Here is a 23,803-nt window from a genome sequence, read left to right on the forward strand (position 1 = left end):
TTCGCGCCAAGCCCAGCCTGATGCTCCTTCAATATCCCGATTATCTGCTCTTCGCTGAAACGGCTTCTCTTCATCGTGTCTCCTTTTGAGAGAACAGGCTAACTCAAAAAACCGGACTTTTCAGGGGAGCACGTCAATCCAACACGTGACCTTTGCTGCATCCGCAGGTTGAGATTTGGTCAAAGGTGAGATTACAGCCGCCGATCAGAAGCTCTTTTGGCAATATCACACCCGACTTGCAGTCCGATTCCGCACCTGGTTTCGTCCCGCAGTGATCAGGCCACTCAAACAACAAGTCCGCACACCCCAAGATCACAGATCATCCGTATGAAACCGTGTTTCGACGACGGATAGAAAGCTTTGAACCAGTCTGAAATCGTGTTTGTCATTGGGCACGACAACGCAGTTTCTGTAGGTCTCTGGCATCTCATCAATCGGAATACTGACGAGAGCGTGGGTTTCGGCTGTGCTGTCCTCTAAAAACAGTCCGACACCGGCCCCCTGCAAGATTGCCTCTTTCATCACTGGAAATGTTGTTGTTTTGATTTTGCGCCGGACGTCCAAATTATGTTTGCTCAGCGCTTTCGCGACCACCCGCTGGGTCAGCGAACCTTGCTCTGGCAGCAGTAGCGTTTGGTCGCTCAAATCTGCCAAACTGACTGTGTTGCGCGTGGCCAATGGGTGGTCCACCGGTACATAAAGAACATAGCGTTTGCGTCCAATTTGATAAATTGTCCATTCAGTGGAATGGGTTGGCTCGAAAATGAGCGCAATATCAGCCTGATGATTACGCAGCATTTCAATGGCAGTTGTCCAGTCGTACAGGGTAAAATCGATCTGTACGTTCGGCCATTGTTTGTTGAACCGCGCGATCAAACTAAGGGCAGGGACCGGGGCATTTGCGATGATGGTTAGATGCCCGCTGTCCAGCGTGGCATATCCCGCCAACCGTTCCGCGATCAGCCTTTCAAGTGACACGTGCCGTTCGGCCAGCTCGAATATCTCTTGTCCGGTTCGGGTTAGGGTCTGGCCCTCCCTGCTGCGGGTAATCAGCTTTCCACCGACCAAGGCCTCCAGCTTTTGGAGGTGCTGGGTCACGGCTGATTGCGATACACCCAGCTTTCGCGCGGCGTCTGTCACGCTACCCTCGCGGACAACATGGGAAAAGGCCGTCAACTGGTATGGATTCGGCCTGAGCATCGGGTCTCTCCAACTTCAAAGTGACTCTAGTCGACATAAGTTACACTTATATGGCGTCACAGAATCGTTATCTGAACTGATTAGCTTGCCCCCGAAGCGACACGGTCTTGGGGGCAATGATGTCATCTATTTCACTACGAGAGATCACCAAGGCATTTGGTGAAACGAAGGTTCTGAACGGCGTTAACCTCGACATTCAAGATGGGGAGTTCATCACCCTTGTCGGCCCGTCGGGCTGTGGCAAATCCACCTTGTTGCGTATCCTTGCGGGGTTAGAGACTGCAGATGGCGGCGCGGTACGCATTGGCGATACCGACGTTACCCACACGCGGCCCTCTGCGCGCAATCTGGCGATGGTGTTTCAGTCTTACGCGCTTTACCCGCATCTGAGCGTCGCGCAGAACATGCTGACACCTTTGCTGCTACGCGACCTTACTACAGCGGAACGCTTGCCCATTCTTGGCCCCTTGTTGTCGCGCAGCAAGCGCCGCGCGTTGATGGATCAGGTCGATAGTGCCGCGCAAACACTGAAAATAACCGACCTTTTGCCCCGCAAACCCGGACAGCTTTCGGGTGGCCAGCGCCAGCGGGTGGCATTGGGGCGGGCCATGGTCCGCAATCCGGTGGCATTCTTGATGGATGAACCGCTGTCAAATCTGGATGCCGCCCTGCGCGTTCATATGCGCAGCGAATTGGCCGAACTGCATCGACGTCTGAAAACCACTTTTGTTTACGTAACCCACGATCAGGCCGAAGCGTTGACCATGTCCGATCGCATGGCGGTCATGATGGGCGGTAACATCCTTCAGTTCGGGCGGCCCGACGACATTTACCGTGATCCAGATTCGTTGGCCGTGGCCCAGTTTGTGGGGTCTCCGGGCATTAATACGATTCCGGGGGAAATCGCAGACAACGGCCAGCTTTATGTTCAGGGCAAGCGCATTGCGACGGTTCACGGTGCCGCACGGCAACCCGTTACAGTGGGCATCCGACCTGAACATTTGACCATTAGTCACACCGGGCAATTCAAGGGTGTTGTGCGCCACCGTGAGAACCTTGGGTCGGACATCTTTTTGCACGTGGCGGTCGAAGGGCTGACCCAAGTCGCGGTATTACGCGCCAGCCCCGATCAGGCAGCAACGTTGGGCGCGCAAGTTGCCTTTGATATGAACCCTGATCGGGTGCTCGTCTTCGATAGCCAAGGCGCAAGGATCCGGATGTCAGTCCCAAAGATGGCGGCGATGGCATGACTGGAAACCGCTACGCATATTTGTGGTTCATCGGGCCCGCGCTCGTCTTGATGTTTGTGATCCTGTTGCTGCCGATCCTGATCGCCGCGGGGATGAGCTTCACCAACTACTCGTTAGGGAATTCAAGCGCTGACTTTGTAGGGTTAGAGAACTACGAGAAAATTTTCACCCGCTCCACCTATGCCAAGATGTTCGGCGCGACCTTTCGCTATGTCTTTGTGGTTGTGCCGATGACCGTCGGCCTCGGGCTAGGCGCTGCATTGTTGATCAATTCCCTTACCCGCTTTGGCGATGTCTATAAAACGATCTATTTCCTGCCCGTCATGGCAGCATTGATCGCAATGGCCATCGTGTGGGAATTCGCATTCCACCCCACCATCGGCATTATCAACGCAACACTGGAATACGGCTGCGGCACGTTTCTAGAGAGCTGGAGCTGGTATGCCAAAGGCTGCGCACGCACCTTCCCGCTTTGGCTGACGGACAGGGATTATGCAATCTGGACAGTCAGCTTTATCGGCATCTGGCAGGGCTTTGGCTTTAACATGGTGCTCTACCTTGCAGGGCTGACAGGCATCCCTCGCGATCTATACCACGCAGCAGAAATGGACGGGGCGCGATCCGGTTGGGACAGCTTCCGGCTTGTCACATGGCCGATGCTGGGGCCGACCACTGTCTTTGTCGTCACCATCAGTTTGATCCGTAGTTTTCAAGTCTTTGACACCGTCGAGGCATTCTATCCGCAGGGGGGCGGCCCGTCGAAATCTGTCTACGTGATGATGTTCGCGATCTACGAAAAAGCGATCCAACAGAACCTTATGGGGATCGGCGCAGCCATCACGATGGTCTTCCTTGGCTTTGTGCTGATCCTGACATTGATCCAGCGTTGGCTGGTCGAACGGAGGACGCATTATGCGTAACCGCTTTTCCACGGGCGAGACGCTCAAACATGTCGTGCTGATCCTTGGGGCGATTGTCGTGCTGTTGCCGTTCTACGTCATGGTCACCTACAGCTTCAAAAGCCCGAACGAGATTATGACCAACTCCGGCGGGCTCTTTGGGGCTCAGGAATTATTTCTCGATGACTATTGCGTGGCCCGCGGCAATCTGGCGGCCGACTGCATGGTCACCCCCTGGATCTACAACTACACCACCGCCTTTTCCAAAGCGCCGCTGCTGCGGTATCTGGCAAATGGCGTGTTCGTCACCGCATCAATTTTCCTGATCCAAGTCATCGTGGCCCTGCCGTGCGCCTATGCGCTGGCCAAGCTGCGATTTTGGGGGCGGGACGCGGTGTTCGGGCTGGTTATGTTCTGTTTGTTGATCCCTGTGCATGCGATTGCATTGCCGCTTTACATCATGCTGGCCAAGCTGGGCCTGACCAATAGCTATACGGCGCTGGTGATCCCGTGGACGATTAGCGTCTTCGGAATCTTTCTGATGCGACAGTTTTTCATGACAGTGCCTGATGATCTGATCGATGCGGCGCGCATGGATGGCATGTCCGAATATTCGATAATTTGGAAAGTCATGCTGCCCACAGCGATCCCCGCGCTCATGGCTTTCGCGATTTTCAGCGTGGTCGCCCATTGGAACGATTACTTCTGGCCGCGCATTGTCATCACCGGCAACCGCGATCTGTTTACCCCGCCACTGGGACTGCGCGAATTCAAGGGCGATGCAGATGGTGACAACTTTGGCCCGATGATGGCCACGGCTGTTGTTATCGTCACGCCGCTGATCGTGGCCTTCATGCTGGCGCAACGCCGCTTCATCGAGGGGATCACGCTGTCAGGGATGAAATAGCAGCCCCCACATCGCAAAGCTGAAGAGCAAAGAATGGAATTGGGCGCGCCCGAAAGCGCACCCAAAGCAACCTCATCCCACAAGGGATAAAAGCGGGTCCAGCAAATCGTCAAATCAATCTGGGCCCAAGGCAACTGGAGTGAAAGTAATGAAAAATCTGACAACTGCAATGGCACTGGTGCTCAGTGCCGGCACGGCAATGGCGCAGGACAAGGTGACCATCGAATTCGCCTATCCCTACAGCCATCTGTTCGATGTGACTTACGAGAACATTATGCCGCTGTTCAACGCAGCGCATCCGAACATCGAAGTGAAGTTCCGTGCCACCTATGAAAACTACGAAGACGCCAACAACACTATTCTGCGCGAAGCGGTCGCAGGCGAATTGCCTGACGTGACCATGCAGGGTCTGAACCGTCAGGCGATCCTTGTCGACAAAGGCATTGCGCAGTCGCTGGAACCGTTCATCGCCAACGAGGCCGATTTCGCCAAAGACGGCTATCATCAGGCGATGCTTGATCTGGGTACGTTCGACGATGTTGTCTATGGGCTGCCTTTCTCGATCTCGCTGCCTGTTGGGTATTACAACATGGAAGTCATGGCCAAGGCGGGTATCACCGACACGGCGGATCTGCCGACCACATGGGACGAGGTCATCGCGACCTGCGGCAAACTGGCCAAGGCTGGTGTCGATAACCCGATGTTCTGGGGCTGGAACATCACAGGAAACTGGTTCTTGCAGGCGCTGATGTGGTCGCAAGACGCGCCGACCGTGATCGGCAATGACTTCAACCTCGACAGCCCCGAAGGTCTGAAGGCGCTTGAGCAGATGAACGCTTTGTTCGATGGCTGCGACATGCAGAACATCGAATGGAAAGCCGCACTTGCATCGTTTTCCGCAGGCGAGATCGGCATGATGTTCTGGTCAACTTCGGCGGTTGGCGCTGTTGAACGCTCCATGGGCGATTTCACTTTGGTCACCAATGAATTCCCCGGCTTCGCTGCGGGTGGTCCATTGGGTTTGCCAGCCGGTGGGAACGCAGCAATGCTGACCTCGACGTCTGACGATCCGGCTGTACGCGAGGCCGCTTGGCACTGGCTCAAGTTCATCACCTCGGGCGAAGGTGCCGCAGCCGTTGCCCGCACCACGGGCTATATGCCACCAAACCAAGCCGCGAATGAAATCATCCTCAAGGATTTCTATGCAGAAAACCCCGCCAAAGCGACGGCAGTGCGCCAGCTTCCTTTGCTGCGCGACTGGCAGGCCTACCCGGGCGACAACGGTTTGGCTGCGACGCAAGTGATCTACGATGGTCTCGAAGGCATCGTTACGGGTGAATATGATGACATGCCAGAGCTGCAAAAACAGCTGTCCGAAGAAGTCCAAGACCTTCTCGATTAAGGCTATGCGCGGCCACCGGAATACTTCGGTGGCCGCATCTCTCTTTGGGAACAGAATATGAAACTTTTGCAGATCACAGACATCCATTTGACGACCCCCGGCAAAACCATTGGCGGACGTGACCCTAACACCAATTTCGCCAAGGCATTGGCGCATGCAACCAGCCACCACCCGGACGCAGAGGCGCTGGTCATCACCGGTGATCTTTCAGACTGGGGCGAAGCTGCGGATTATGAGCGCCTCAAGGCTCAGTTGGTCGATGTCCCTATGCCCGTGCACCTGTGCATTGGAAATCATGACGACCGGCAGACCTTTTTGGACGTTTTCCCCGAAAACCAAGGCGCAGATGGCTTTGTTCAACGGGTTGTGCCGTTGTCCATGGGGCATGCAATATTGTTGGACACTTGGGGTGAAGATACCCATGCGGGACATTTTTGCGAGGCCCGCGCCGCGTGGCTCTCTCAGCAGTTAGAGACGCTGGACGGCCCGATCTGGATATTCATGCACCACAATCCCGTACCGGTCGAAGTGTCCCCGATGGATAAGATCATGCTGCTGGATGCCGACCGCTTTGCCGATACGGTCGCAGCCCATGCGGGCAAAATCCGCCATATCTTTCATGGTCATTGCCATATGCATCTATCGGGTGCTCTTCACGGCATACCGTTTTCGGCACCACGCGGCACGAACCACGCAGGCTGGCCGGATTTCGCGGCAACCAAGCTGTTATCGGCGGCGGACCTTACCGAAAGCTACAGCGTCATTTTCGCGACCAACACCACGACAATGGTTCACATGGTCGAATATGGATACCAAGGTGAAATTCGCGGTGAAGGGTCGCCTGACTATGCCGACTGGGATCAACTGACGATGGTGCGTTAGCATTGTTGTGAATGGCCAGATGCGATGAAGACGCATGGCGGAACGGGGCGCGGCTCATCTCTGGTGTGCCGTGTCGTAAAAACCGCCGCTACCCTTCGTCCGGTTCATCGTCGTCCAGCAACAACCGCGCTGCACTGCCTTCGGCATCGTCATATTGGCCGCTGCGCAGGGTCCATAGAAAACCGCACAGGCCCAAGCCGCCCAAGATGATCGAGACGGGGATCAGGATAAGCAGCACATTCATTTGACAAACCTGACCCGCATGGCGTTGAGGATAACGGTGATGGATGACGCGGACATCGCAATCGCCGCGATCAGGGGTGTCGCATAGCCAAGCAAGGCAACGGGTATCGCAATGGCGTTATATCCGGCGGCGATGGCAAAGTTCTGTTTCGACAGCCGCGATGTGCTGCGCGCGATACGGATCAGCAGCGGGAAATCATCAAGGTTTTCGCGCAATAACACGACATCTGCCGCGTTCCGCGATGCGTCCAACGCCGAGGACGGTGCAACAGACGCATGCGCCGCAGCCAATGACGCAGTGTCGTTCAGCCCGTCACCCACCATCAGCACATGGTGCCCTTCGTTCTGCAATTTCGTCAGATAGGTGTGTTTCTCTGTTGCGCTTATTTCGGCGTGAATGTCCTGAACGCCCAGCCGCTGCGCCAAGGCGCGTACCGTCCCCTGCCTGTCACCGCTAAGGATCTGCGGCGGGACGCCCAAATCCCGAAGACCTTGAAGCGCGACATCAACCCCTTGGCGTGGCGTTTCGTGCAAGGGAAGCTCCACCGCTGGCTGGCCCCCGATCTTAAGCCCAAGCCCGTCAAACGATGCACCCAGCCAGGTGCCGCGTCCAAGCTTGACGGTCTCACCTTTGTAAACCGCCTGCATGCCGTTGCCCGGAATTTCCGAGATTTCGACGAGCGTTGCGGAGGGCGCGTCGGGTAGGGCGGTAACAAGCGCACGCGACACGGGATGGTCAGACGCTTGCGCCAATCCGCGTGCGATTGCGGCCTGTTCGCCCGTCAGGTGATCCAGCCGCGCGCTGCCTCCGGCAAGGGTCAGCGTTCCGGTTTTGTCAAAAATCGCCACGTCCACTTCGGCCAAACGTTCCAGCGCGGTGCCGGATTTTACCAAAAAACCCAGCCCGTAAAGCCGCCCGATTGCCGCCGTCGCGACAGCGGGCACAGCCAGACCAAGGGCGCAGGGGCAGGTGATAATCAGTACGGCAACAGCGATGTTCAACGCATGACGTACGTCACCGTCAACCAGAACCCACGCGACAAATGACGCAAAGGCCAGCAAGTGAACCGCTGGCGCATAGATACGTGCCGCGCGGTCGGCGAGATTGGTATAACTGTTGCGGCTGTTCTCGGCCATCTCGACCAAATGCGCGACCCGCCGCAATGTTGTGTCATCGCCGACGGCGGTGGCCGTCATCTCGAACGGGGCACCTAGGTTAATCTCGCCGGCCTGAACCTGTTGGCCTTTGGCCAATGTAACCGCAGCTGATTCACCGGTCAAAAAGGACCGGTCCGAAAGCGCCTGCGCACTGTCCAATCTGCCATCGACAGGCACCCGAACGCCCGAGGGGATCAGCAGGCGGTCGCCGACAATTAGGCTCGATACAGGGGTTTTTACCGCGTTGCCGTCCTCGATCCGCTGGGCGTGATGCACTTCCAGCGCGGCCAGTTCCTTGGCGGCGGATCTGACTGAACTGCGGGTGTGATGATCCAGATAGCGACCGATCAGCAAAAAGAACGTCAGCGAAAGTGCCGCGTCGAAATAGGCATGCGCGCCGCCGTTCAAGACTTCGAACAGGGACATGCCCGTGGCCAGCAGGATTGCCAGTGAAATCGGCACGTCCATGTTCAACCCGCGCACCCGCAGGGCAGACCACGCGCTGGCGAAAAACGGTTGCCCGCAATACAGCACCGCAGGCAAGGAGATCGCCGCAGAGATCAAGTGAAACAGTTCGCGGGTGGTATCGGTCGCGCCAGACCATATGGCGACCGAAAACAGCATGACATTCATCATCGCAAAGCCAGCCACCGCCAGCCGCACCAGCAGGTTGCGCCCGACTGTGTCTTGGCGCGTTTCCAGCAGCCCGACATCCAGCGGGTATGCGTCATATCCGATAGACTTTAGCGCGGCGACAATGATGTCGGTGTCGATAGCATCGCCATAAACCGACAGCTGTTTAAGCGACAGATTAACCCGCGCACTATCGACGCCGGGCATGGCATTCAGCTTGCGTTCAACCTTGCCGATGCAGGCGGCGCAATGGATGGTGGGTAGGGACAAGACAACAGCAGGGGCCGCATGGTTTTCGGCGTGTTTCAACGCCAAAGGGGCCGCAACGCAGCCCGGACATGCGGCAACCATTGTCATTTCTGCACCTTAACAATCACGCGCTGTTGAAACAAAGCCCCGTCGATCGACCGCATTTTTAGACGCAGGTTCCAATTGCCTGCACCGGCATGAACATCCGCCACATAGGATTGACCGTCGAACTTGAAATCGGGGGTTTGATCGGCGGCAACGCTGGTGGCACGGCCGAAAATGGCCTCTTCGATGACGGGGGAAACCGGTGCGTCGCCCTTCAGGATCGTCAGAACCAGATGATCGCCCTGCAACGTCGCGGCGACATTCCAATTCAGGGCCTCTTGCGCGGCACGGTCATTGTCAAAGCTTTGCGAGGCGACATAGGAATTCTTGACCTCAAGGCCGGGAAAGGTGCGCACAGCGTTAAATGCCAGCGTCAGATTGACGGCGATGATAACACCAAAAGCCATCGCAAAGCCCGTGAAGACATGCCACCCCTTAAGCTCGTGTTGCATCTAGTTTCCCTTTCCATTGAACGTTGTCGCCTTTGAGGCGCGGGTTTGTGCGGTGGTGTCTTCGACCCAAATGCGCAGGTCTGTTGCTGCGTTCATGGCCGCCTGATCTTGCGGACGGGACGTGACATAGACGCGCTGAAGCACCGTTGTATCTGCGGGAATGTTCAGGGACAGATCATCGGTCCCTTCCAGTTCGATGCGCAGGATTTCATCACTGCTCAGCCGCAGGCGGAATTCACGGTCTTCGCCTGACTTGTTACGCAGACGCACGTCATAGATGTTGCGGATCGTACCGTCGGACAGGGTCACATAGGTCGGGTTGCGTACCGGGCTGACCGTCAGTTCGATGTCGGATCTCACGAACAACGCATAGACAAGCCCCAGACCGATCAGCAGCCAAACGACCGTGTAAAGAATAGTGCGCGGCCGCAGGATGTGTTTCCACAACGGTTTGACGGGTTCGCCCGCACGTTCGGCGGTTTCATCTGACAGGGCCAGATAATCAATCAACCCGCGCGGTTTGCCGATCTTGTCCATCACGTCATCGCAGGCATCAATGCACAGCGCACAGGTAATACACTCCATCTGCTGGCCATTGCGGATGTCGATGCCCATGGGGCACACGTTCACGCAGGCCATGCAATCGATGCAATCGCCTGTTTCGGCAATAGGTGGCAGAACGGGGGCGGCAGATTTGGCGTCTTGGCGGTACGGCGTGCCGGGATAGCGTGCCTCGCCGGGGCCAGTGGCTTGTGCGGCGGCCTCGGCTTGCAGAGCCTGAGCTTTGCGGCGGCTGTTGCTTTTGCCGCGTGGTTCGCCGCGCCAGTCACGATAGGCGACAGTGATTGTATCGGGGTCCATCATTGCCGCTTGGATACGGGGCCACGGGCACATGTAAATGCAGACCTGTTCGCGCAGGAACCCGCCAAAGACAAAGGTCGTCGCAGTGAGAATGGCGATGGTGATATAGGCCGCCGGATGCGCAGTCAGATTGACCAGATCACGGGCCAATGTCGGCGCGTCGGTGAAATAGAACACCCAAGCACCACCCGTCGCCACAGCAATGGCCAGCCATACTGCCCATTTGGTCAGACGGAGCCGCCATTTACGCAGGTTCCAACCGGCTTTGTGCAGCCGGACGCGGGCGTTCCGGTCGCCTTCGATCCAGCGTTCAACAAGGATAAACAGATCGGTCCAGACGGTTTGGGGGCAGGTATATCCGCACCAGACCCGGCCCAGTGCCGACGTGAACAAAAACAGCCCCAAGCCCGCCATGATCAGCAAACCGGCCACGAAATAGAATTCATGCGGCCAAATTTCGATCCAGAAGAAATAGAACCGCCGGCTGGCCAGATCGACCAAGACCGCTTGGTCCGGCAGGCTGGGCCCACGATCCCAGCGGATCCATGGGGTGATATAGTAAATGCCAAGCGTGACGATCAGAATCGCCCATTTGAAACGGCGGAAAAAACCCGTGACCTTGCGCGGGAAAATCGGTTCGCGCGGTGCATATAGGGACGGAGGAGATGGTTGATCGGTCATATGTTTCTTCCTGTTCGCCCCTTTACCTAACCGGGTTCAGGGCTGCACACTTTGATCTTGATCAAAAAAACATCCCCGAAGCGGCCATTTTCGGGAGCTGGCACGCTTTCGGGGATGGAACCAGTTGGGGACACAACTGGTTGCTACCGCGCTACTCTCCGCCTCCCAAAGAGTGCACGTATGCTGAAACGGCGCGAACATCGGCCTCGGTCAGGCGCGGACCCCATGCAGGCATCACGCCAAAGCGGGCGTTTTTCACCGTATCTGTCAGGGTCTTGCGGTCACCGCCATAAAGCCAGATCGCATCTGCCAGATTGGGGGCACCTTGCGCCCGATCACCCAGCCCGGTTTCACCGTGACACGCCGAACAATTATCGGCGAAAACGGTGGCACCTGTCTCTGCCAGCTTGGCGTCAAATTCGGCGTTTGACAGCGACACCACATGTTCGACCACGGCGGTGATCTCGTCTTTTTCCAGCATCTCGCCAAAGGCGGGCATCTGGGAATAACGCGCATCATCGTCCTGTTCGTTGCGGATACCGTGGCGCACTGTGTATTCGATCTCGGCCATATCACCGCCCCAAAGCCAGTCGTCATCCAGCAGGTTGGGATAGCCTTTGGCACCTGCCGCGCCCGATCCGTGACATTGCGAACAATTGGCGCGGAACACCGCACCGCCGCGTGCAACAGCATAGCGGTTCAGGTCCGCACTGGCTGGCAATACATCCATATCGGTGGCCAAAAGCGCGGTCACCAGATCGGCGTTTTTACCCTCGTGGGCCGTGATATCAGCCGCGACATTTGCGCGGGTGGACCAACCCAACAGGCCCTTGGTAGCACCAGAAACCATCGGCCATGCGGGATAGGCAATCGAATAGAGAATGGCCCAAATGATGCACAGATACAGCGTCCATAGCCACCAACGCGGCAGCGGTGTGTTCAACTCTTCGATGCCGTCCCAGCTGTGGCCTGTGGTGTCGGTGCCGGTGACTTCGTCTGTTTTGCCCTTAGACATGGTCATCCCCTTTATTTTTCATGCTTTTGGGTTTCGTGTCGTCGCCCAAGGGTATCTTGGCCACGGCGGCGTAAACCTTGGTGCTGCCGGGCCGGAATGCCCACAGGATGACACCGGCAAAGAACAGGAACATCGCCAGCAAAACCCAGCTATCGGCAAGTTCGCGAAGGAAGGAATAGGTGTTCATTTCAGATCTCCTTAGCGGCTGGCATCTGGGGTGAAGGTCGAAAAATCGACCATGGTTCCAAGAACCTGAAGGTACGCAATCAGCGCGTCCATTTCCGTTAGCTCCGGTTGGCTGTCAAAGTTGGCCACGGCAGCACCGGGATAACGTTCCAGCATGCCATCATAATCGGAATCCGGGTCGGCCTGGGCGCGGAAATCTGCGCGGGCCTCTTCGATCTGTTCATCCGAATAGGGCACGCCGACAAACCTGTGGGTCTTGAGCAGCGCCTCGATATGGGTCGGCTCAATCGGCGTATCCTTGAGGAACGCGTATTTCGGCATGATCGATTCCGGCACAACGGATTGCGGATCGCTTAGGTGATCCACGTGCCACGCGTCGGAATAGCGCCCGCCAACACGGGCCACATCGGGCCCCGTCCGTTTGGACCCCCATTGAAACGGGTGGTCATACATCGATTCAGCCGCCAGCGAATAGTGGCCATAGCGTTCCACCTCGTCGCGCATGGGGCGGATCATCTGGCTGTGGCAGACATAGCAGCCTTCGCGCACATAGATATCGCGCCCCGTCAGTTCGAGCGGCGAATACGGCCGCACGCCTTCGACTTCTTCGATGGTGTTTTCCAGCCAGAACAGGGGGGCAATTTCCACGATGCCCCCCACCGTGACCACCAGCAGGGATGCAACCAGCAGCAGGGTGGGGCTTTTCTCAAGGATGGCGTGTTTATCGATAAAGGCCATTGTTTCAGCTCCTTATTCTGCAGGTGTTGCGTTTGAGGGCGGGGGCGTGGTTGGCAGTGCTGTGGTGACCGGTTTCGCACCGCGAATGGTCATCCACATGTTCCACACCATGATCAGCCCGCCACCAAGGTAGAGAACCCCACCCAAACCGCGCACCACATACATCGGGAACTTCGCAGCAACGGTGTCGGCAAAGGAGTTGACCAAGAAACCCTGATCATCGACTTCGCGCCACATCAGACCTTCCATGATGCCGGTGACCCACATCGACGAGGCGTACAAAACGATACCGATCGTGGCCAACCAGAAGTGCCAGTTGATCGCCGACATCGAATACATCTTGTCACGGCCCCACAGTTTTGGCGTCAGGAAGTACAGCGCACCAAAGGTGATCATGCCGTTCCAGCCAAGCGCACCGGAATGCACGTGCCCGATGGTCCAGTCGGTGTAATGCGACAGAGAGTTGACCGCGCGGATCGACATCATCGGACCCTCGAAGGTGGACATGCCGTAGAACCCAAGCGAGATAACGAACATCCGCAAGATCGGGTCGGTGCGCAGTTTGTCCCATGCCCCTTGCAGGGTCATCAGGCCGTTGATCATGCCACCCCAGCTGGGCATCCACAGCACGATTGAAAACACCATGCCAAGGGTCGCAGCCCAATCGGGCAGGGCGGTATAGTGCAGGTGGTGTGGACCGGCCCAGATGTACAAGAAGATCAGGGACCAGAAGTGGATGATCGACAGCTTGTAGGAATAGACCGGGCGGTTCGCTTGTTTAGGGACGAAATAATACATCATCCCCAAGAAACCGGCGGTCAGGAAAAAGCCCACGGCGTTATGGCCGTACCACCACTGCGTCATGGCGTCTTGAACACCTGAAAACACCTGAACGGATTTTGAACCCCAGAAACTGACCGGGATCGACAGGTTGTTGACGATATGCAGCATCGCCACGGTGATGATAAAGCTAAGGTAGAACCAGTTGGCCACATAGATGTGACGTTCGCGGCGCTTGAAGATCGTGCCAAGGAACACCACCAGATAGGCCACCCAGATGATGGTCAGCCAAAGATCGGTATACCACTCAGGTTCGGCGTATTCTTTCGATTGTGTGGCACCCAGCAGATAACCGGTGGCGGCCAATACGATGAACAGCTGATAGCCCCAGAAAACAAACCATGACAGGTTACCGCCGAACAAACGCACCGAACTGGTGCGCTGGACGACATAGAACGACGTACAAATCAGCGCGTTGCCCCCAAAGGCAAAGATCACCGCTGACGTATGCAGCGGGCGCAACCGGCCAAAGTTGGTATAGGGCTGGCCCCAGTCAAAGTTCAGTTCAGGAAAGGCCAGCTGAAAGGCGATGAAGGTGCCGACTAGAAATCCGGCGATGCCCCAAAAGGCCGTCGCGATCACACCAGCGCGGATCACACCGTCAGCATATCCGGTTTCAGGGACAGGGACAGGTTCATCAATGCGTCGCAGGACCCATATGAACATCCCGGCGGCAACCGCCATGATGATGAAAGCATGAAACTTGTAGGCCAAGTCATGACCCCAGTTCATGCCCATGGCGGCAATCAGGGCAATAATCCCCAAAACGATGAGTTTAAAATAGTTCATAATGCACCTTCTTCTTGGCGCAGCCCTGTTTTGGGTACGCACCTTATCGCAATCGTCGGGTAGCGTCTGGGAGGCTTGGCTTCTTTGATCTAAATCAATTTTGCCAAAACAGTGGGCTACCGGATCACATGAACCGCACATTTTGCGTGGCGTACGACGTAATGCGCGACCGACCCCAGCAAGATGTCCGAGATATTTGGCTGATGAGACGCGATAACGATGCAATCTGAATTGTTATCTTCGGCCCATTTCAAAATCTGGGTGCCGGGGCGGCCTTGGGTCGTGGCCGCATGACAATTGGGCAGCGTCTTGGCCAGTTCGTCCAGTCTGTTATGCAAGGTTTTGCGCGCCTCGAGGATAAAATCGCTCGGGACATACTCGGACACGTAAACCGGGATATCTTCGATCACATGCAGCAGGGTGAAATGCGCCCCTTCATCGGCCAGCGCGCGCGCGGCTTCGAATGCAGTTTCGTTTTTCTCAGGATGGTCCAGAATGACTGGAATCAGAATATTGGTGTACATCAGATGGTCTCCTCTTGGTTGAGAGAAGATAATCAGGTCGGCGCATCAGTCGTTTTGATACAGATCAAGTCATGAGGTACGCGCGCTGGGCAGCACAACCTTATACAAGGATACCGCCGTCTGAATCGTCACCCGTCGCCAGTTGCAGAGCCGGTAAATCCGAGACCTCGAAATGCCGACGGTCCGAGAACCGCAAGATGCTCTGTTTTTTCATCGCGCCCAGCTGGCGGCTGACCGTTTCAAGGGTCAGACCCAGATAATTGGCGACCTGTTCCTGGGTCAGGGGCAATACCAACGCTTGGTTCGATGTCTCGGTGCCGCCCATATGCTGCCGTTGCACCAGCATATGAATGAAGGTCGCGATTTTTTCGCGGGCGGTTTTGCGCCCCAGCAACAGCATCCATTCGCGCGCGACGTCCAGTTCATCCAGCGCCATTTCAACCAGCCGCTGTGCGACATGCGGTGTCGATGCGATCAGTGCCTCAAAGGGTTTGATCTGAAAGCAGCACAGCGTCACATCAGTGACAGCGACCACATCAAAATCAATCTCGGTCCGGCCTGTCCGCCCGATAAAGTCTGACGGCAGCAGCAGGCCGACCATCTGGGTACGGCCATCCTCCAGCGTTTTACTCAGGGTGGCGACCCCGTAAACCAACGACCCGACATAGGTCAATTTATCGCCGCGCCACAAAATGGGATCACCGGCCTTGAACGTCTTATAGGTCTTTAGCTGTTCCAGAACGTCCAGCTCGTCACCGCTGCAATGGGCGCAAACTGCGCGATGTCGGATCGGGCATTCGGTGCATGTGACACGCGCGAGTAGTTCAGTGGTCATATTTGATCTAAATCAAGGAAAATTGGCTGTGCAGTTGCAAAGTACCGGCATGACAAATTTTACGCAACTCCGCCGCTACGGGATTCTGGATGCCAAAGTGCCGCGGTACACCAGTTATCCGCCCGCCAATCACTTCAGCGATGAGGTGGGACAGACCGAACAGTCTGACTGGCTGCGCGCGGTGCCCGAGGGTGCCAGCGTATCGCTTTATGTGCATATTCCGTTTTGCAAACGTCTGTGCTGGTTCTGCGCCTGCCGCACCCAAGGGACGTCAACGCTCCGCCCGGTCGAGGCATATGTAGAAACGCTGCTGCACGAGATTGATCTGGTGCGCGCACGCCTGCCCAAAGACGTGTCGTTGTCACGGCTGCATCTTGGTGGCGGGACACCGACGATATTGTCTTCTGATACCATGGCGTTGTTGCTGGATAAGATATTCGACACTTTCGCCAGAGGTGACGCGTTCGAGTTCTCGGTCGAGATTGACCCAACCGAGGCATCGTTCGCCTTGCTGGATACGTTGATTATCTACGGCATGAACCGCGCCAGCATCGGCGTGCAGGATTTCGACCCGCGTGTACAAACAGCAATCGGGCGGATGCAATCCTTTCAGCAAACATCCGAGGTGGTGCATCATCTAAGGACCGGCAATCTGGACAGCCTGAACATGGATCTGCTGTACGGTCTGCCCTTTCAAACGGCCCAAAGCCTGAGCCAATCCTTGCAAGATGTCATGTCTTTGCAGCCTGACCGCTTGGCGCTTTACGGTTATGCCCATGTTCCGTGGATGTCGAAAAGACAGGTGCTGATCGACGAATCGGCACTGCCGGATCCGGAAATGCGCTATGAGCTGTCCGAAGTTGCAAGGCGCTTGCTGACGTTGGACGGATTTGAACAGATCGGGTTTGACCATTTTGCACGTCCCGGTGACGGGCTTGCGACCGCCAAAGCAAGCGGACATCTGCGCCGCAATTTTCAGGGCTATACGGATGACACAGCCGAGGTTCTGATCGGGCTTGGGGCATCGGCGATCTCGAAATTCCCGCAAGGCTACAGCCAGAACCAATCCGCGACGGCAAAATATGTGGCCGCGATCGAGGGGCAGGCCCTTGCAGGCGCGCGGGGCTTTGCCTTGTCCGACGCAGATCGTTGGATCGCTTTGGCCATCGAACAGCTGATGTGCGGCTTTCAGGTGAACATCGCGCAGTTGCAGGCCGATTTTCCGGCCCATGCATCGACCATATCAACGGCCTTTTCGCAGCTTGCAGCGGCATTTCCACTGGGCGTCGCGATTGACGGTCACAACCTGTCGGTAAACTCCGGGTTCGAGCCGTTGGTGCGGATATTGGCGGGTCAACTGGACGCTTTCCAAGCGCCCCAAACGGCCCATAGCAGCGCCATCTGACCTTAGCCTAGCTGTAGCAGCGATTTGCGCAGCCGCCCGTGTACGCCTTTTTCCTGGTTCACCGATTGCGTCACCGCAAAATCGACCGCCAGTGAACACAGCTGATAGGCTTGGGTTTCGCTGATATCACTGCGTTCGCAGATCATCGCGATCATTTCACGCAGCGCAATTTGCAGCGCCGTATCCAGACTGGCGTGAAACCCCATCGAGATAATCTCGTCCGCCGTCTCTGCCCGTGGCAGGGTGATCTGCGCGCCCGCACCTTTAAGCACATCAAAGCGGAATGTACCGGTCAAAGCAGTCTCTAACGCAGTGATGCAGACCTCTCCGTCGCCTTGGCAGCCGTGACCGTCACCGCAGGAAAACAGCGCGCCTTTTGCGTGAACGGGCAGATATAGCGTGGCCCCCTCGGTGAGCAGTTTCAAATCCATATTGCCGCCATGCAGCCGTGGCTGGATCGATGTGACCTCGCCCCATTCGGGGGGCGGGGCGACGCCCATCACACCAAAGAACGGGTTCAGTGGCAAAACCGTACCCCAAGGCAGGCGTGCCGTTTTATGGGCCGTATCAATCGGAATATGGGTGATCGTTTCGGTCGAAACAGGAAATTCACCCGGTAGCGTGCCAGCCGTCGGGCGCACAACATTGAACCCCCAGTCTGCGCCAAGCTCGATCTTTTCGATGGTGATTTTCAGCACATCGCCGGGCATGGCCCCCTCGATCGCGACGGGCCCTGTCAGCAAATGCGCCTGCCCGGGAATATCCGCCGCTAGAATGGTGTGCTGTTCCGGCGCGACTGTCATGCCCGACCCGCGGGGCGGCAAAACGGTGTCGCGACCCGAAAATGTTTGGATGGTGGCGCGGTCGCCGTCTGCGATGGTCAAAACCGGGGGATGTTCCGCCCAGAACCGCCCCCAATGGACAGTTTCAGGGGTGGCCAGCAGGGAATGATCGCGCATTATATGTGTTCCAAGGGGTAGGCTGAGTTAAAACAGGCCCGCTTCGCGTGCAATTAACGCAGCTTGGGTGCGGTTGGCCGCCCCGACTTTGCGATAGAGCGTCTTCATATGCAGTTTGACAGTTGGTTCTGTGATGTCCAGATCGCGCGCGATTTCCTTGTTCGATTTCGCCTCGGTCAATCCTTTTAGAACCTGTAATTCGCGCGGCGACAGTTTTTCGGCCAGCGGATGTTCGGGGCTTTCGTCAAGCGCGGTCATGAAATCGATGGGGGCGTATTGTTCGCCCATCGCCATGAACTTGACCGCGTTGATCATCGACTTGGCCGGCAGGGTTTTCGGCACAAAACCGGCGGCCCCGGCCTCAAGCGCGTTTTCAGCAATCTCGCGGGTGGCTTCACCCGACAGCAGGGCAACACGTTGGCCCCCGTTCATGGCCAATGTCGCCCTTAACCCTTCAAGGCCATTCATGCCGGGCATATTCAAATCCAACAGAACCAGATCAAAGACCTCTTCTGCGTCGATCAGCTTGTGTGCCTCGCCCAGATTGGCGGCCTGACGCACGATGATGTCGCCCTGCGCCTCAAGGAACATAACCAATGTATCGCGAAGCAGGTCATGGTCGTCGGCGATAAGTACGCGCATTGAGGTCTCCTTGGTTGGTAATACACGTAAACCGAGATTGGGTTTGATGCACAACGAAAATATGATTTTACGACCCCATTGCCAACGGCACTTTGGGGTAGGTTCACCAAAATACGTATATTAATCATCCACCTAGATCATGGGTTTTGTCCATCTGCATAGCCCGATCATGCGGGCGACCTGACCAAAAGTGCTGCCCACCAGATGGACGCAATGTAGAACCGAAGGCGCATAGTTTCATTAAAACCGGTTCACCGCGGCTTCACCACGTCAGCCTTTAACCTATCCGAAAGGATAGGTCTGTATCCCGATGCTCCGTCGCGTGCTATTCGGTATGGTGCTACCTACACGGTAGTTGGGGAAGGATTTTGCTATGCTGTCACAATTTTTCAAGGCCGTGATCTTTTTAACGATTTCAGTCATGCCAGTGTGGGCTGACGATCTTGGGGCGGCACAGGGCGAAATACTCCTGACTGTTTCGGGTGCCATCGAAACGACAAACGCGGACAGTATGGCACAGTTTGATCTGGAGATGCTTGAAGCGCTTGACGCCACGGTGATCGATACGTCGACCATCTGGACCGATGGCACCCAATTCTTTCAAGGCGTGTCGTTGAATGTGCTGGTTGACCGCCTGGGCATTCACGGCGACACCCTGCGTGCCACGGCAATCAACGATTACGCTGTCGAAATACCGGTCTCGGACGCGGTCGAGGGTGGCCCGATCATCGCTTACAAACTGAACGGCGACACCTTGTCTGTGCGCGAAAAAGGCCCGCTTTGGATTGTATACCCGTATGATTCCGATTCAGTGTACCGCAGCGAAGTGATTTACTCGCGCAGCATCTGGCAGCTCGACCGGATCGTTGCACTAGACTAAAAGCAAAGGGGCGTGCTGCCCTTTTTGGTGCCGCCGATGACAAGAGGCCAGCCTATATCACATTTGGGGAAGATATCTTTGCGCCTTCGGCTTGTGCTTTCGGTATTGCTGGGCGCGATTGGCATTGCGGCGATTGTATATCTGTCCATCTACGTCGCGCGCGATCTAAGGCTGCTGAACTCGGCCAGTTCCGACAATGTGCAATGGACGCTGTCGCAAGCCGAGGTAGAGTTCGTCGAATTTCAGCTGCATCTCGCGACGCTCGACGTAAATTCGCCAACTGATATCAAACAGCTTCGGCGTGATTATGATATCTTCTTCAGCCGCATTCGAACGCTGAAACAATCATCGCTCTATGCGGGTCTGCGCGCGCAAGTTGAATACTCCAGCAGCCTGTCAGCTGTCGAAAGTTTTCTGGATCAAACGGTCGATATGATCGACGCGGATGATGTGGGTCTGATTGCGGCGTTACCCGCATTGCGCGAGCAGGCCACGGATATACGCATAAGCGTGCGGCGGCTGTCGAACTCGGGTCTGAACTTTTTCGCCCGTGATTCAGATTTGCGCCGCAAAAGGATCGCAGTCACCTTGAGCCAAATGGCATTCGGCGTCACGGCGTTGCTTGTGGCACTGCTTTTGCTGTCCGTGTTTTTGGGCGTGTTGAACCGCCAGAACATTCGCCGCCGGTCCGAAGTGATCGAGGCAAGCAGCCGGATGAAGGTGGTGACCGGAACCGCGCTGGACGCGGTAATCGTGGCAAACGCGGAAGGCAATATCCTAGATTTCAACACTGCGGCCGAACAGATTTTCGGATATACCGTGCAAGAGGCGCTGGGTCAGGAACTGGGGGCGATGATTGTGCCGGACCAGTACCGCCACGCCCACGAAACTGGCATGCAGCGCATGCGGGACAAGGGTGAAAAACGCGTTGTCGGCAAGGGCCGGGTCAAGCTTGAGGCCAAGCGGAAATCGGGTGATGTGTTCCCGGTCGAGCTGGCCGTGCAATCCGCCACCACCAGCGAGGGCGAGATCTACATCGCCTTCCTTCGCGATATTTCTACGCAGGTCGAAGCAGAACGCGAATTGGTTATGGCCCGCGACAGGGCCATGGCGGGCGAAAAGGCCAAGACCGATTTTCTAGCCACAATGAGCCATGAAATCCGCACGCCCTTGAACGGGCTTTTGGGCAACCTGACCTTGTTGGCCGAAACCAAGCTCAGCACGAAACAGGCGCGCTATATCAAGAATATGGACACCTCAGGCAAACTGTTGATGAGCCATATTTCAGACGTTCTGGACATCACGAAATACGATGCAGGCAAGCTGCGTTTGCGCCCTGTTGCGATGGATATCAGCTTGCTGTTGCAAGATATCGTCGACAATCAAAGCGGGGCAGCCTCGGCAAACGGTACCACCCTTGAGTGGAGCTGGATCACGACACCCGTAAACTGGATCTGCGCGGATCGTGACCGTATCCAGCATATTTTGATGAACGTGATCGGCAATGCGGTCAAATTCACCCGCGACGGGCGGATCGTTATCCAGGTCGAAATGGAAGAGCATAAGGGGCAAGCGCCCGCATTGCAGATTACCGTGTCAGACACCGGGATCGGCATGACCGAAGAGCTGCAAGAACAGATATTCGACGACTTTATGACCGGCGACAGCTCTTATGATCGCGATGTTGGTGGTACCGGTCTGGGGTTGGGTATCGCACAACGTTTTGTCAAAGCACTGGGTGGCAGTATTGATGTCAGCAGCACCGTCGGCCAAGGCAGTACCTTTAGCATCTGCTTTCCGATTGAACCGATTAACGCCCCTGATCCGCAAATTGCGCTGCGCAAACCTGCGGCGCAGGCGAAACACAGCGCGATCCTGTTGGTCGAGGACAATGAAATCAACCGCGTGGTCGCCCGCGAGATGCTGATAGCTGCGGGTCATTACGTGACCGAGGCGCATAACGGATCCGTGGCCGTCGATATCGCCCAAGTTACCCGCTTTGACCTGATCTTGATGGACATCAGCATGCCGGTACTGGATGGGCGCGGGGCGACCCGTGCCATTCGTGCGGGGAAGGGCGTGAATGCCAAAACGCCGATCGTTGCGCTGACCGCCAACGCAATGGCCGACGAGCAAGAGGCGTTTTTGTCGGATGGTATGAACGATATTCTGACCAAACCTTTGGTGCGCAACGATCTGCTGACGGTCATCACGCAATATGCCCAACCCCAAGCCGGTGCGGAAAAACCTGTTGATACTGCGTCCGCGACTGTGGCGACCCAATACCTTGATGATCTGCGCGATACATTGGGGGTGGACCGGCTGAAAACGTTGCTTGAACGCTATGCCCAAGAGATCGATCAAGGGATCGTTGCCTTGTCCGATCCTGCGCAGAACACGCTGCCGGAAATCTCGGCGCTGGCGCACCGGTTGGCGGGGTCATCCGCGTCGATGGGGGCGATGGAAATGCGCGCCGCGTTCTTGGCGATCGAAGCATCAGCCAAAATTGAGGACAAGGCACGCACAGATAGGTGTATTGCCGAATTGCCCGACGTTTGGGCCCGAACACGCCCTTTGCTGCAAGCCGAGCGGCGCGTTTCCCCTAGGGACGGCATTGATAACTAAGGCCAAATTCGCATTGCCTATCCTTTGGCGCATGCGGCGCGGCCTAGCGCAGCCAGGAAACTTTTGGCTGGGGGCATATATCTCAAGGATAGGGTCATAGGCGATTGCGCCTCCGATCTCTCCCGTGGCGTCGCGGACACGGTTGTGACCGTGGGTTACGCTGGGTCAGTAATTTGATTGGACCCAGCCCATGCTAACAGCACCGAACAACACAGCCCTCGGCGCGGCGATGCGATTTGCATTCGCCAGATCAGGTGCCGCCGCGCCCGCATTGCGCCCGCTGACGCCATCGTCCGGGATGGTGGTCTATCTAGACGCCGCGCCAGAAAAGCTGCTCCGATGACGCTTGCCTCGATCATCGTGCCAGCTTTCAATGTTGCCGGCACACTTGAAAAAACCATGCATGCGCTGCTTGCCCAAACCTATGCGCCGTTCGAAATTATCATCGTGGATGACGGGTCATCCGATGCAACACCGCAGATTGCGGCGCAGTTTTCTACCGACCCACGGGTTAGCGTGCTGCGTCAGGCCAACCGGGGTACGGCCGGCGCGCGCAACGTCGGTATTTCCGTCGCGCAGGGCGAATACATCGGGTTCTGTCAGGCAGGTGATCTGTGGATGCCAAACAAGCTGGCCCGCCATGTGACACATCTTCGGGCGTGTCCGAATGTGGGTGTCAGCTTCTCCGGATCGGCATGGATCGATGAGACGGGGGCCGTGACGGGCCGCGGGCAGATGCCATGCTGCTTGACCGCAGTCACCCCCGCCCGCATTCTCAAGCGTAACCCGATTGGCAATGGATCGGCGATGGTGATCCGGCGCGCCGCACTTGATGACATTGCGTACCGGCCCCGCTGCGAGGTTCAGCGCAACTGGTATTTCGACGAAACTTTTCGTCAATGCGCCGACATCGAATGCTGGATGCGCATGGCCTTGACCACCAGTTGGGCGTTCGAGGGGCTGCGCGATATGTTGACCAAAACCCGCCAGTCCGAGGGCGGCTTTTGCACCAATCCAGACCGCCAGCTGGCTGCGTGGGAACGCATGATTGCAAAGCTGACCCCGCTGGACCCCGCGGTTTTCAAGACGCATTCACCTGCGGCCCGCGCCTATCAGCTGCGCGCGTTGGCGCGCCGGGCGATCCGCGATCTTGACGGCGCGCAGGCGGTCAATTTGACCTACGGTGCAATCGCGCAATCGCGCCTGCCTTTGATCGAAGAACCCGGTCAATCGCTCCGCACCATATGTGCAGCGGTGGCGCTGTTTTGCGCGGGTCCGGAAACTACTCGTAAGGTGATGCAGCTGAAAGAACTGCTGTGGGGGGCCAAACCGGTTTCGTGAAATGGGGGGACGGGGCCGTAAATCCACGCCCCGCGTTCGATCCGCAGACTTGACGCGGCGCGTGGCGGCTGACACGACTTTGACGCAACCCATATCTTAAGG

23 protein-coding genes are annotated in these 23,803 nt (G+C 56.7%); 10 read left to right on the forward strand and 13 right to left on the reverse strand.

Annotation, left to right across the window (positions count from 1 at the left end; translation table 11 throughout):
* Window positions 1–312: 312 nt before the first annotated feature.
* On the reverse strand, window positions 313–1,200 hold the full coding sequence (locus tag KZZ06_RS06755) for a LysR family transcriptional regulator (RefSeq protein ID WP_219579299.1): 888 nt from the start codon (window positions 1,198–1,200) through the stop codon (window positions 313–315).
* A 119-nt stretch (window positions 1,201–1,319) separates the two neighbouring features.
* Here KZZ06_RS06755 and KZZ06_RS06760 point away from each other — a divergent pair, with 119 nt between their 5' ends.
* From KZZ06_RS06760 to KZZ06_RS06780, 5 genes are all read left to right on the forward strand, one after another.
* A complete protein-coding gene (locus tag KZZ06_RS06760; protein WP_219579300.1) occupies window positions 1,320–2,450 on the forward strand; it encodes an ABC transporter ATP-binding protein in 1,131 nt (376 codons plus the stop codon).
* Window positions 2,447–3,370 carry a carbohydrate ABC transporter permease gene (locus KZZ06_RS06765; RefSeq protein WP_219579301.1) on the forward strand — a complete coding sequence of 308 codons (924 nt, stop codon included), beginning with the start codon at window positions 2,447–2,449 and terminating at the stop codon, window positions 3,368–3,370. The genes KZZ06_RS06760 and KZZ06_RS06765 overlap by 4 nt, the downstream gene beginning before the upstream one ends.
* The gene (locus tag KZZ06_RS06770) at window positions 3,363–4,256 is read left to right on the forward strand and encodes a carbohydrate ABC transporter permease (RefSeq protein ID WP_219579302.1); all 894 of its coding nucleotides are present in this window, start codon (window positions 3,363–3,365) and stop codon (window positions 4,254–4,256) included. Before KZZ06_RS06765 ends, KZZ06_RS06770 begins: the two co-directional genes overlap by 8 nt.
* A 148-nt stretch (window positions 4,257–4,404) precedes the next feature.
* The gene (locus KZZ06_RS06775; RefSeq protein ID WP_219579303.1) at window positions 4,405–5,658 is read left to right on the forward strand and encodes an extracellular solute-binding protein; all 1,254 of its coding nucleotides are present in this window, start codon (window positions 4,405–4,407) and stop codon (window positions 5,656–5,658) included.
* Window positions 5,659–5,715: 57 nt separating this feature from the next.
* The gene (locus tag KZZ06_RS06780) at window positions 5,716–6,540 is read left to right on the forward strand and encodes a phosphodiesterase (protein WP_219579304.1); all 825 of its coding nucleotides are present in this window, start codon (window positions 5,716–5,718) and stop codon (window positions 6,538–6,540) included.
* Between the two features lie 88 nt (window positions 6,541–6,628).
* On the opposite strand, the gene ccoS is transcribed toward KZZ06_RS06780, so the two are convergent.
* The 10 genes from ccoS to fnrL all read right to left on the reverse strand — a co-directional run bounded on the left by ccoS (window position 6,629) and on the right by fnrL (window position 15,849).
* On the reverse strand, window positions 6,629–6,784 hold the full coding sequence (gene ccoS, locus KZZ06_RS06785; protein WP_219579305.1) for a cbb3-type cytochrome oxidase assembly protein CcoS: 156 nt from the start codon (window positions 6,782–6,784) through the stop codon (window positions 6,629–6,631).
* Window positions 6,781–8,931, reverse strand: a complete 2,151-nt coding sequence (locus KZZ06_RS06790) for a heavy metal translocating P-type ATPase (protein ID WP_219579306.1) — start codon at window positions 8,929–8,931, stop codon at window positions 6,781–6,783. The genes ccoS and KZZ06_RS06790 overlap by 4 nt, the downstream gene beginning before the upstream one ends.
* The gene (locus tag KZZ06_RS06795; RefSeq protein WP_219579307.1) at window positions 8,928–9,380 is read right to left on the reverse strand and encodes a FixH family protein; all 453 of its coding nucleotides are present in this window, start codon (window positions 9,378–9,380) and stop codon (window positions 8,928–8,930) included. Before KZZ06_RS06795 ends, KZZ06_RS06790 begins: the two co-directional genes overlap by 4 nt.
* Window positions 9,381–10,922, reverse strand: a complete 1,542-nt coding sequence (ccoG, locus tag KZZ06_RS06800; protein WP_219579308.1) for a cytochrome c oxidase accessory protein CcoG — start codon at window positions 10,920–10,922, stop codon at window positions 9,381–9,383.
* Window positions 10,923–11,073: 151 nt separating this feature from the next.
* The gene (ccoP, locus tag KZZ06_RS06805; RefSeq protein ID WP_219579309.1) at window positions 11,074–11,943 is read right to left on the reverse strand and encodes a cytochrome-c oxidase, cbb3-type subunit III; all 870 of its coding nucleotides are present in this window, start codon (window positions 11,941–11,943) and stop codon (window positions 11,074–11,076) included.
* Window positions 11,930–12,124, reverse strand: a complete 195-nt coding sequence (locus KZZ06_RS06810) for a cbb3-type cytochrome c oxidase subunit 3 (protein WP_219579310.1) — start codon at window positions 12,122–12,124, stop codon at window positions 11,930–11,932. Before KZZ06_RS06810 ends, ccoP begins: the two co-directional genes overlap by 14 nt.
* A gap of 11 nt (window positions 12,125–12,135) precedes the next feature.
* On the reverse strand, window positions 12,136–12,861 hold the full coding sequence (ccoO, locus tag KZZ06_RS06815) for a cytochrome-c oxidase, cbb3-type subunit II (RefSeq protein WP_219579311.1): 726 nt from the start codon (window positions 12,859–12,861) through the stop codon (window positions 12,136–12,138).
* A gap of 12 nt (window positions 12,862–12,873) precedes the next feature.
* The gene (ccoN, locus tag KZZ06_RS06820; RefSeq protein WP_219579312.1) at window positions 12,874–14,490 is read right to left on the reverse strand and encodes a cytochrome-c oxidase, cbb3-type subunit I; all 1,617 of its coding nucleotides are present in this window, start codon (window positions 14,488–14,490) and stop codon (window positions 12,874–12,876) included.
* Window positions 14,491–14,606: 116 nt separating this feature from the next.
* Complete coding sequence (locus tag KZZ06_RS06825; protein WP_219579313.1) at window positions 14,607–15,014, reverse strand: universal stress protein; 408 nt, start codon at window positions 15,012–15,014, stop codon at window positions 14,607–14,609.
* A gap of 100 nt (window positions 15,015–15,114) precedes the next feature.
* A complete protein-coding gene (fnrL, locus tag KZZ06_RS06830; protein WP_219579314.1) occupies window positions 15,115–15,849 on the reverse strand; it encodes a transcriptional regulator FnrL in 735 nt (244 codons plus the stop codon).
* A 49-nt stretch (window positions 15,850–15,898) separates the two neighbouring features.
* Between fnrL and hemN the strand changes: the two genes are divergently transcribed.
* Complete coding sequence (gene hemN, locus KZZ06_RS06835) at window positions 15,899–17,254, forward strand: oxygen-independent coproporphyrinogen III oxidase (protein WP_219579315.1); 1,356 nt, start codon at window positions 15,899–15,901, stop codon at window positions 17,252–17,254.
* A gap of 2 nt (window positions 17,255–17,256) precedes the next feature.
* Here the strand turns inward: hemN and KZZ06_RS06840 are convergent, their stop codons facing one another.
* Window positions 17,257–18,213: an acetamidase/formamidase family protein gene (locus KZZ06_RS06840; RefSeq protein ID WP_219579316.1), complete on the reverse strand. Its 957-nt coding sequence runs from the start codon at window positions 18,211–18,213 to the stop codon at window positions 17,257–17,259.
* Between the two features lie 27 nt (window positions 18,214–18,240).
* Window positions 18,241–18,855 carry a response regulator transcription factor gene (locus tag KZZ06_RS06845; protein WP_219579317.1) on the reverse strand — a complete coding sequence of 205 codons (615 nt, stop codon included), beginning with the start codon at window positions 18,853–18,855 and terminating at the stop codon, window positions 18,241–18,243.
* A gap of 373 nt (window positions 18,856–19,228) precedes the next feature.
* On the opposite strand from KZZ06_RS06845, the gene KZZ06_RS06850 reads away from it, so the two are divergent.
* The 4 genes from KZZ06_RS06850 (at window position 19,229) to KZZ06_RS06865 (ending at window position 23,701) form a co-directional block, all read left to right on the forward strand.
* A complete protein-coding gene (locus tag KZZ06_RS06850) occupies window positions 19,229–19,735 on the forward strand; it encodes a molybdopterin-dependent oxidoreductase (protein WP_219579318.1) in 507 nt (168 codons plus the stop codon).
* A 78-nt stretch (window positions 19,736–19,813) separates the two neighbouring features.
* On the forward strand, window positions 19,814–22,360 hold the full coding sequence (locus KZZ06_RS06855) for a PAS domain-containing hybrid sensor histidine kinase/response regulator (RefSeq protein WP_257884249.1): 2,547 nt from the start codon (window positions 19,814–19,816) through the stop codon (window positions 22,358–22,360).
* 190 nt (window positions 22,361–22,550) lie between these two features.
* Window positions 22,551–22,703 carry a hypothetical protein gene (locus KZZ06_RS06860; protein WP_219579320.1) on the forward strand — a complete coding sequence of 51 codons (153 nt, stop codon included), beginning with the start codon at window positions 22,551–22,553 and terminating at the stop codon, window positions 22,701–22,703.
* Window positions 22,700–23,701 (forward strand): glycosyltransferase family A protein, encoded by a 1,002-nt coding sequence (locus KZZ06_RS06865; protein WP_219579321.1) that lies wholly within the window; start codon window positions 22,700–22,702, stop codon window positions 23,699–23,701. The genes KZZ06_RS06860 and KZZ06_RS06865 overlap by 4 nt, the downstream gene beginning before the upstream one ends.
* Window positions 23,702–23,803: the final 102 nt, after the last annotated feature.

It is taken from the genome of Sulfitobacter sp. CW3 (assembly GCF_019392245.1).
GTDB lineage: Bacteria > Pseudomonadota > Alphaproteobacteria > Rhodobacterales > Rhodobacteraceae > Sulfitobacter.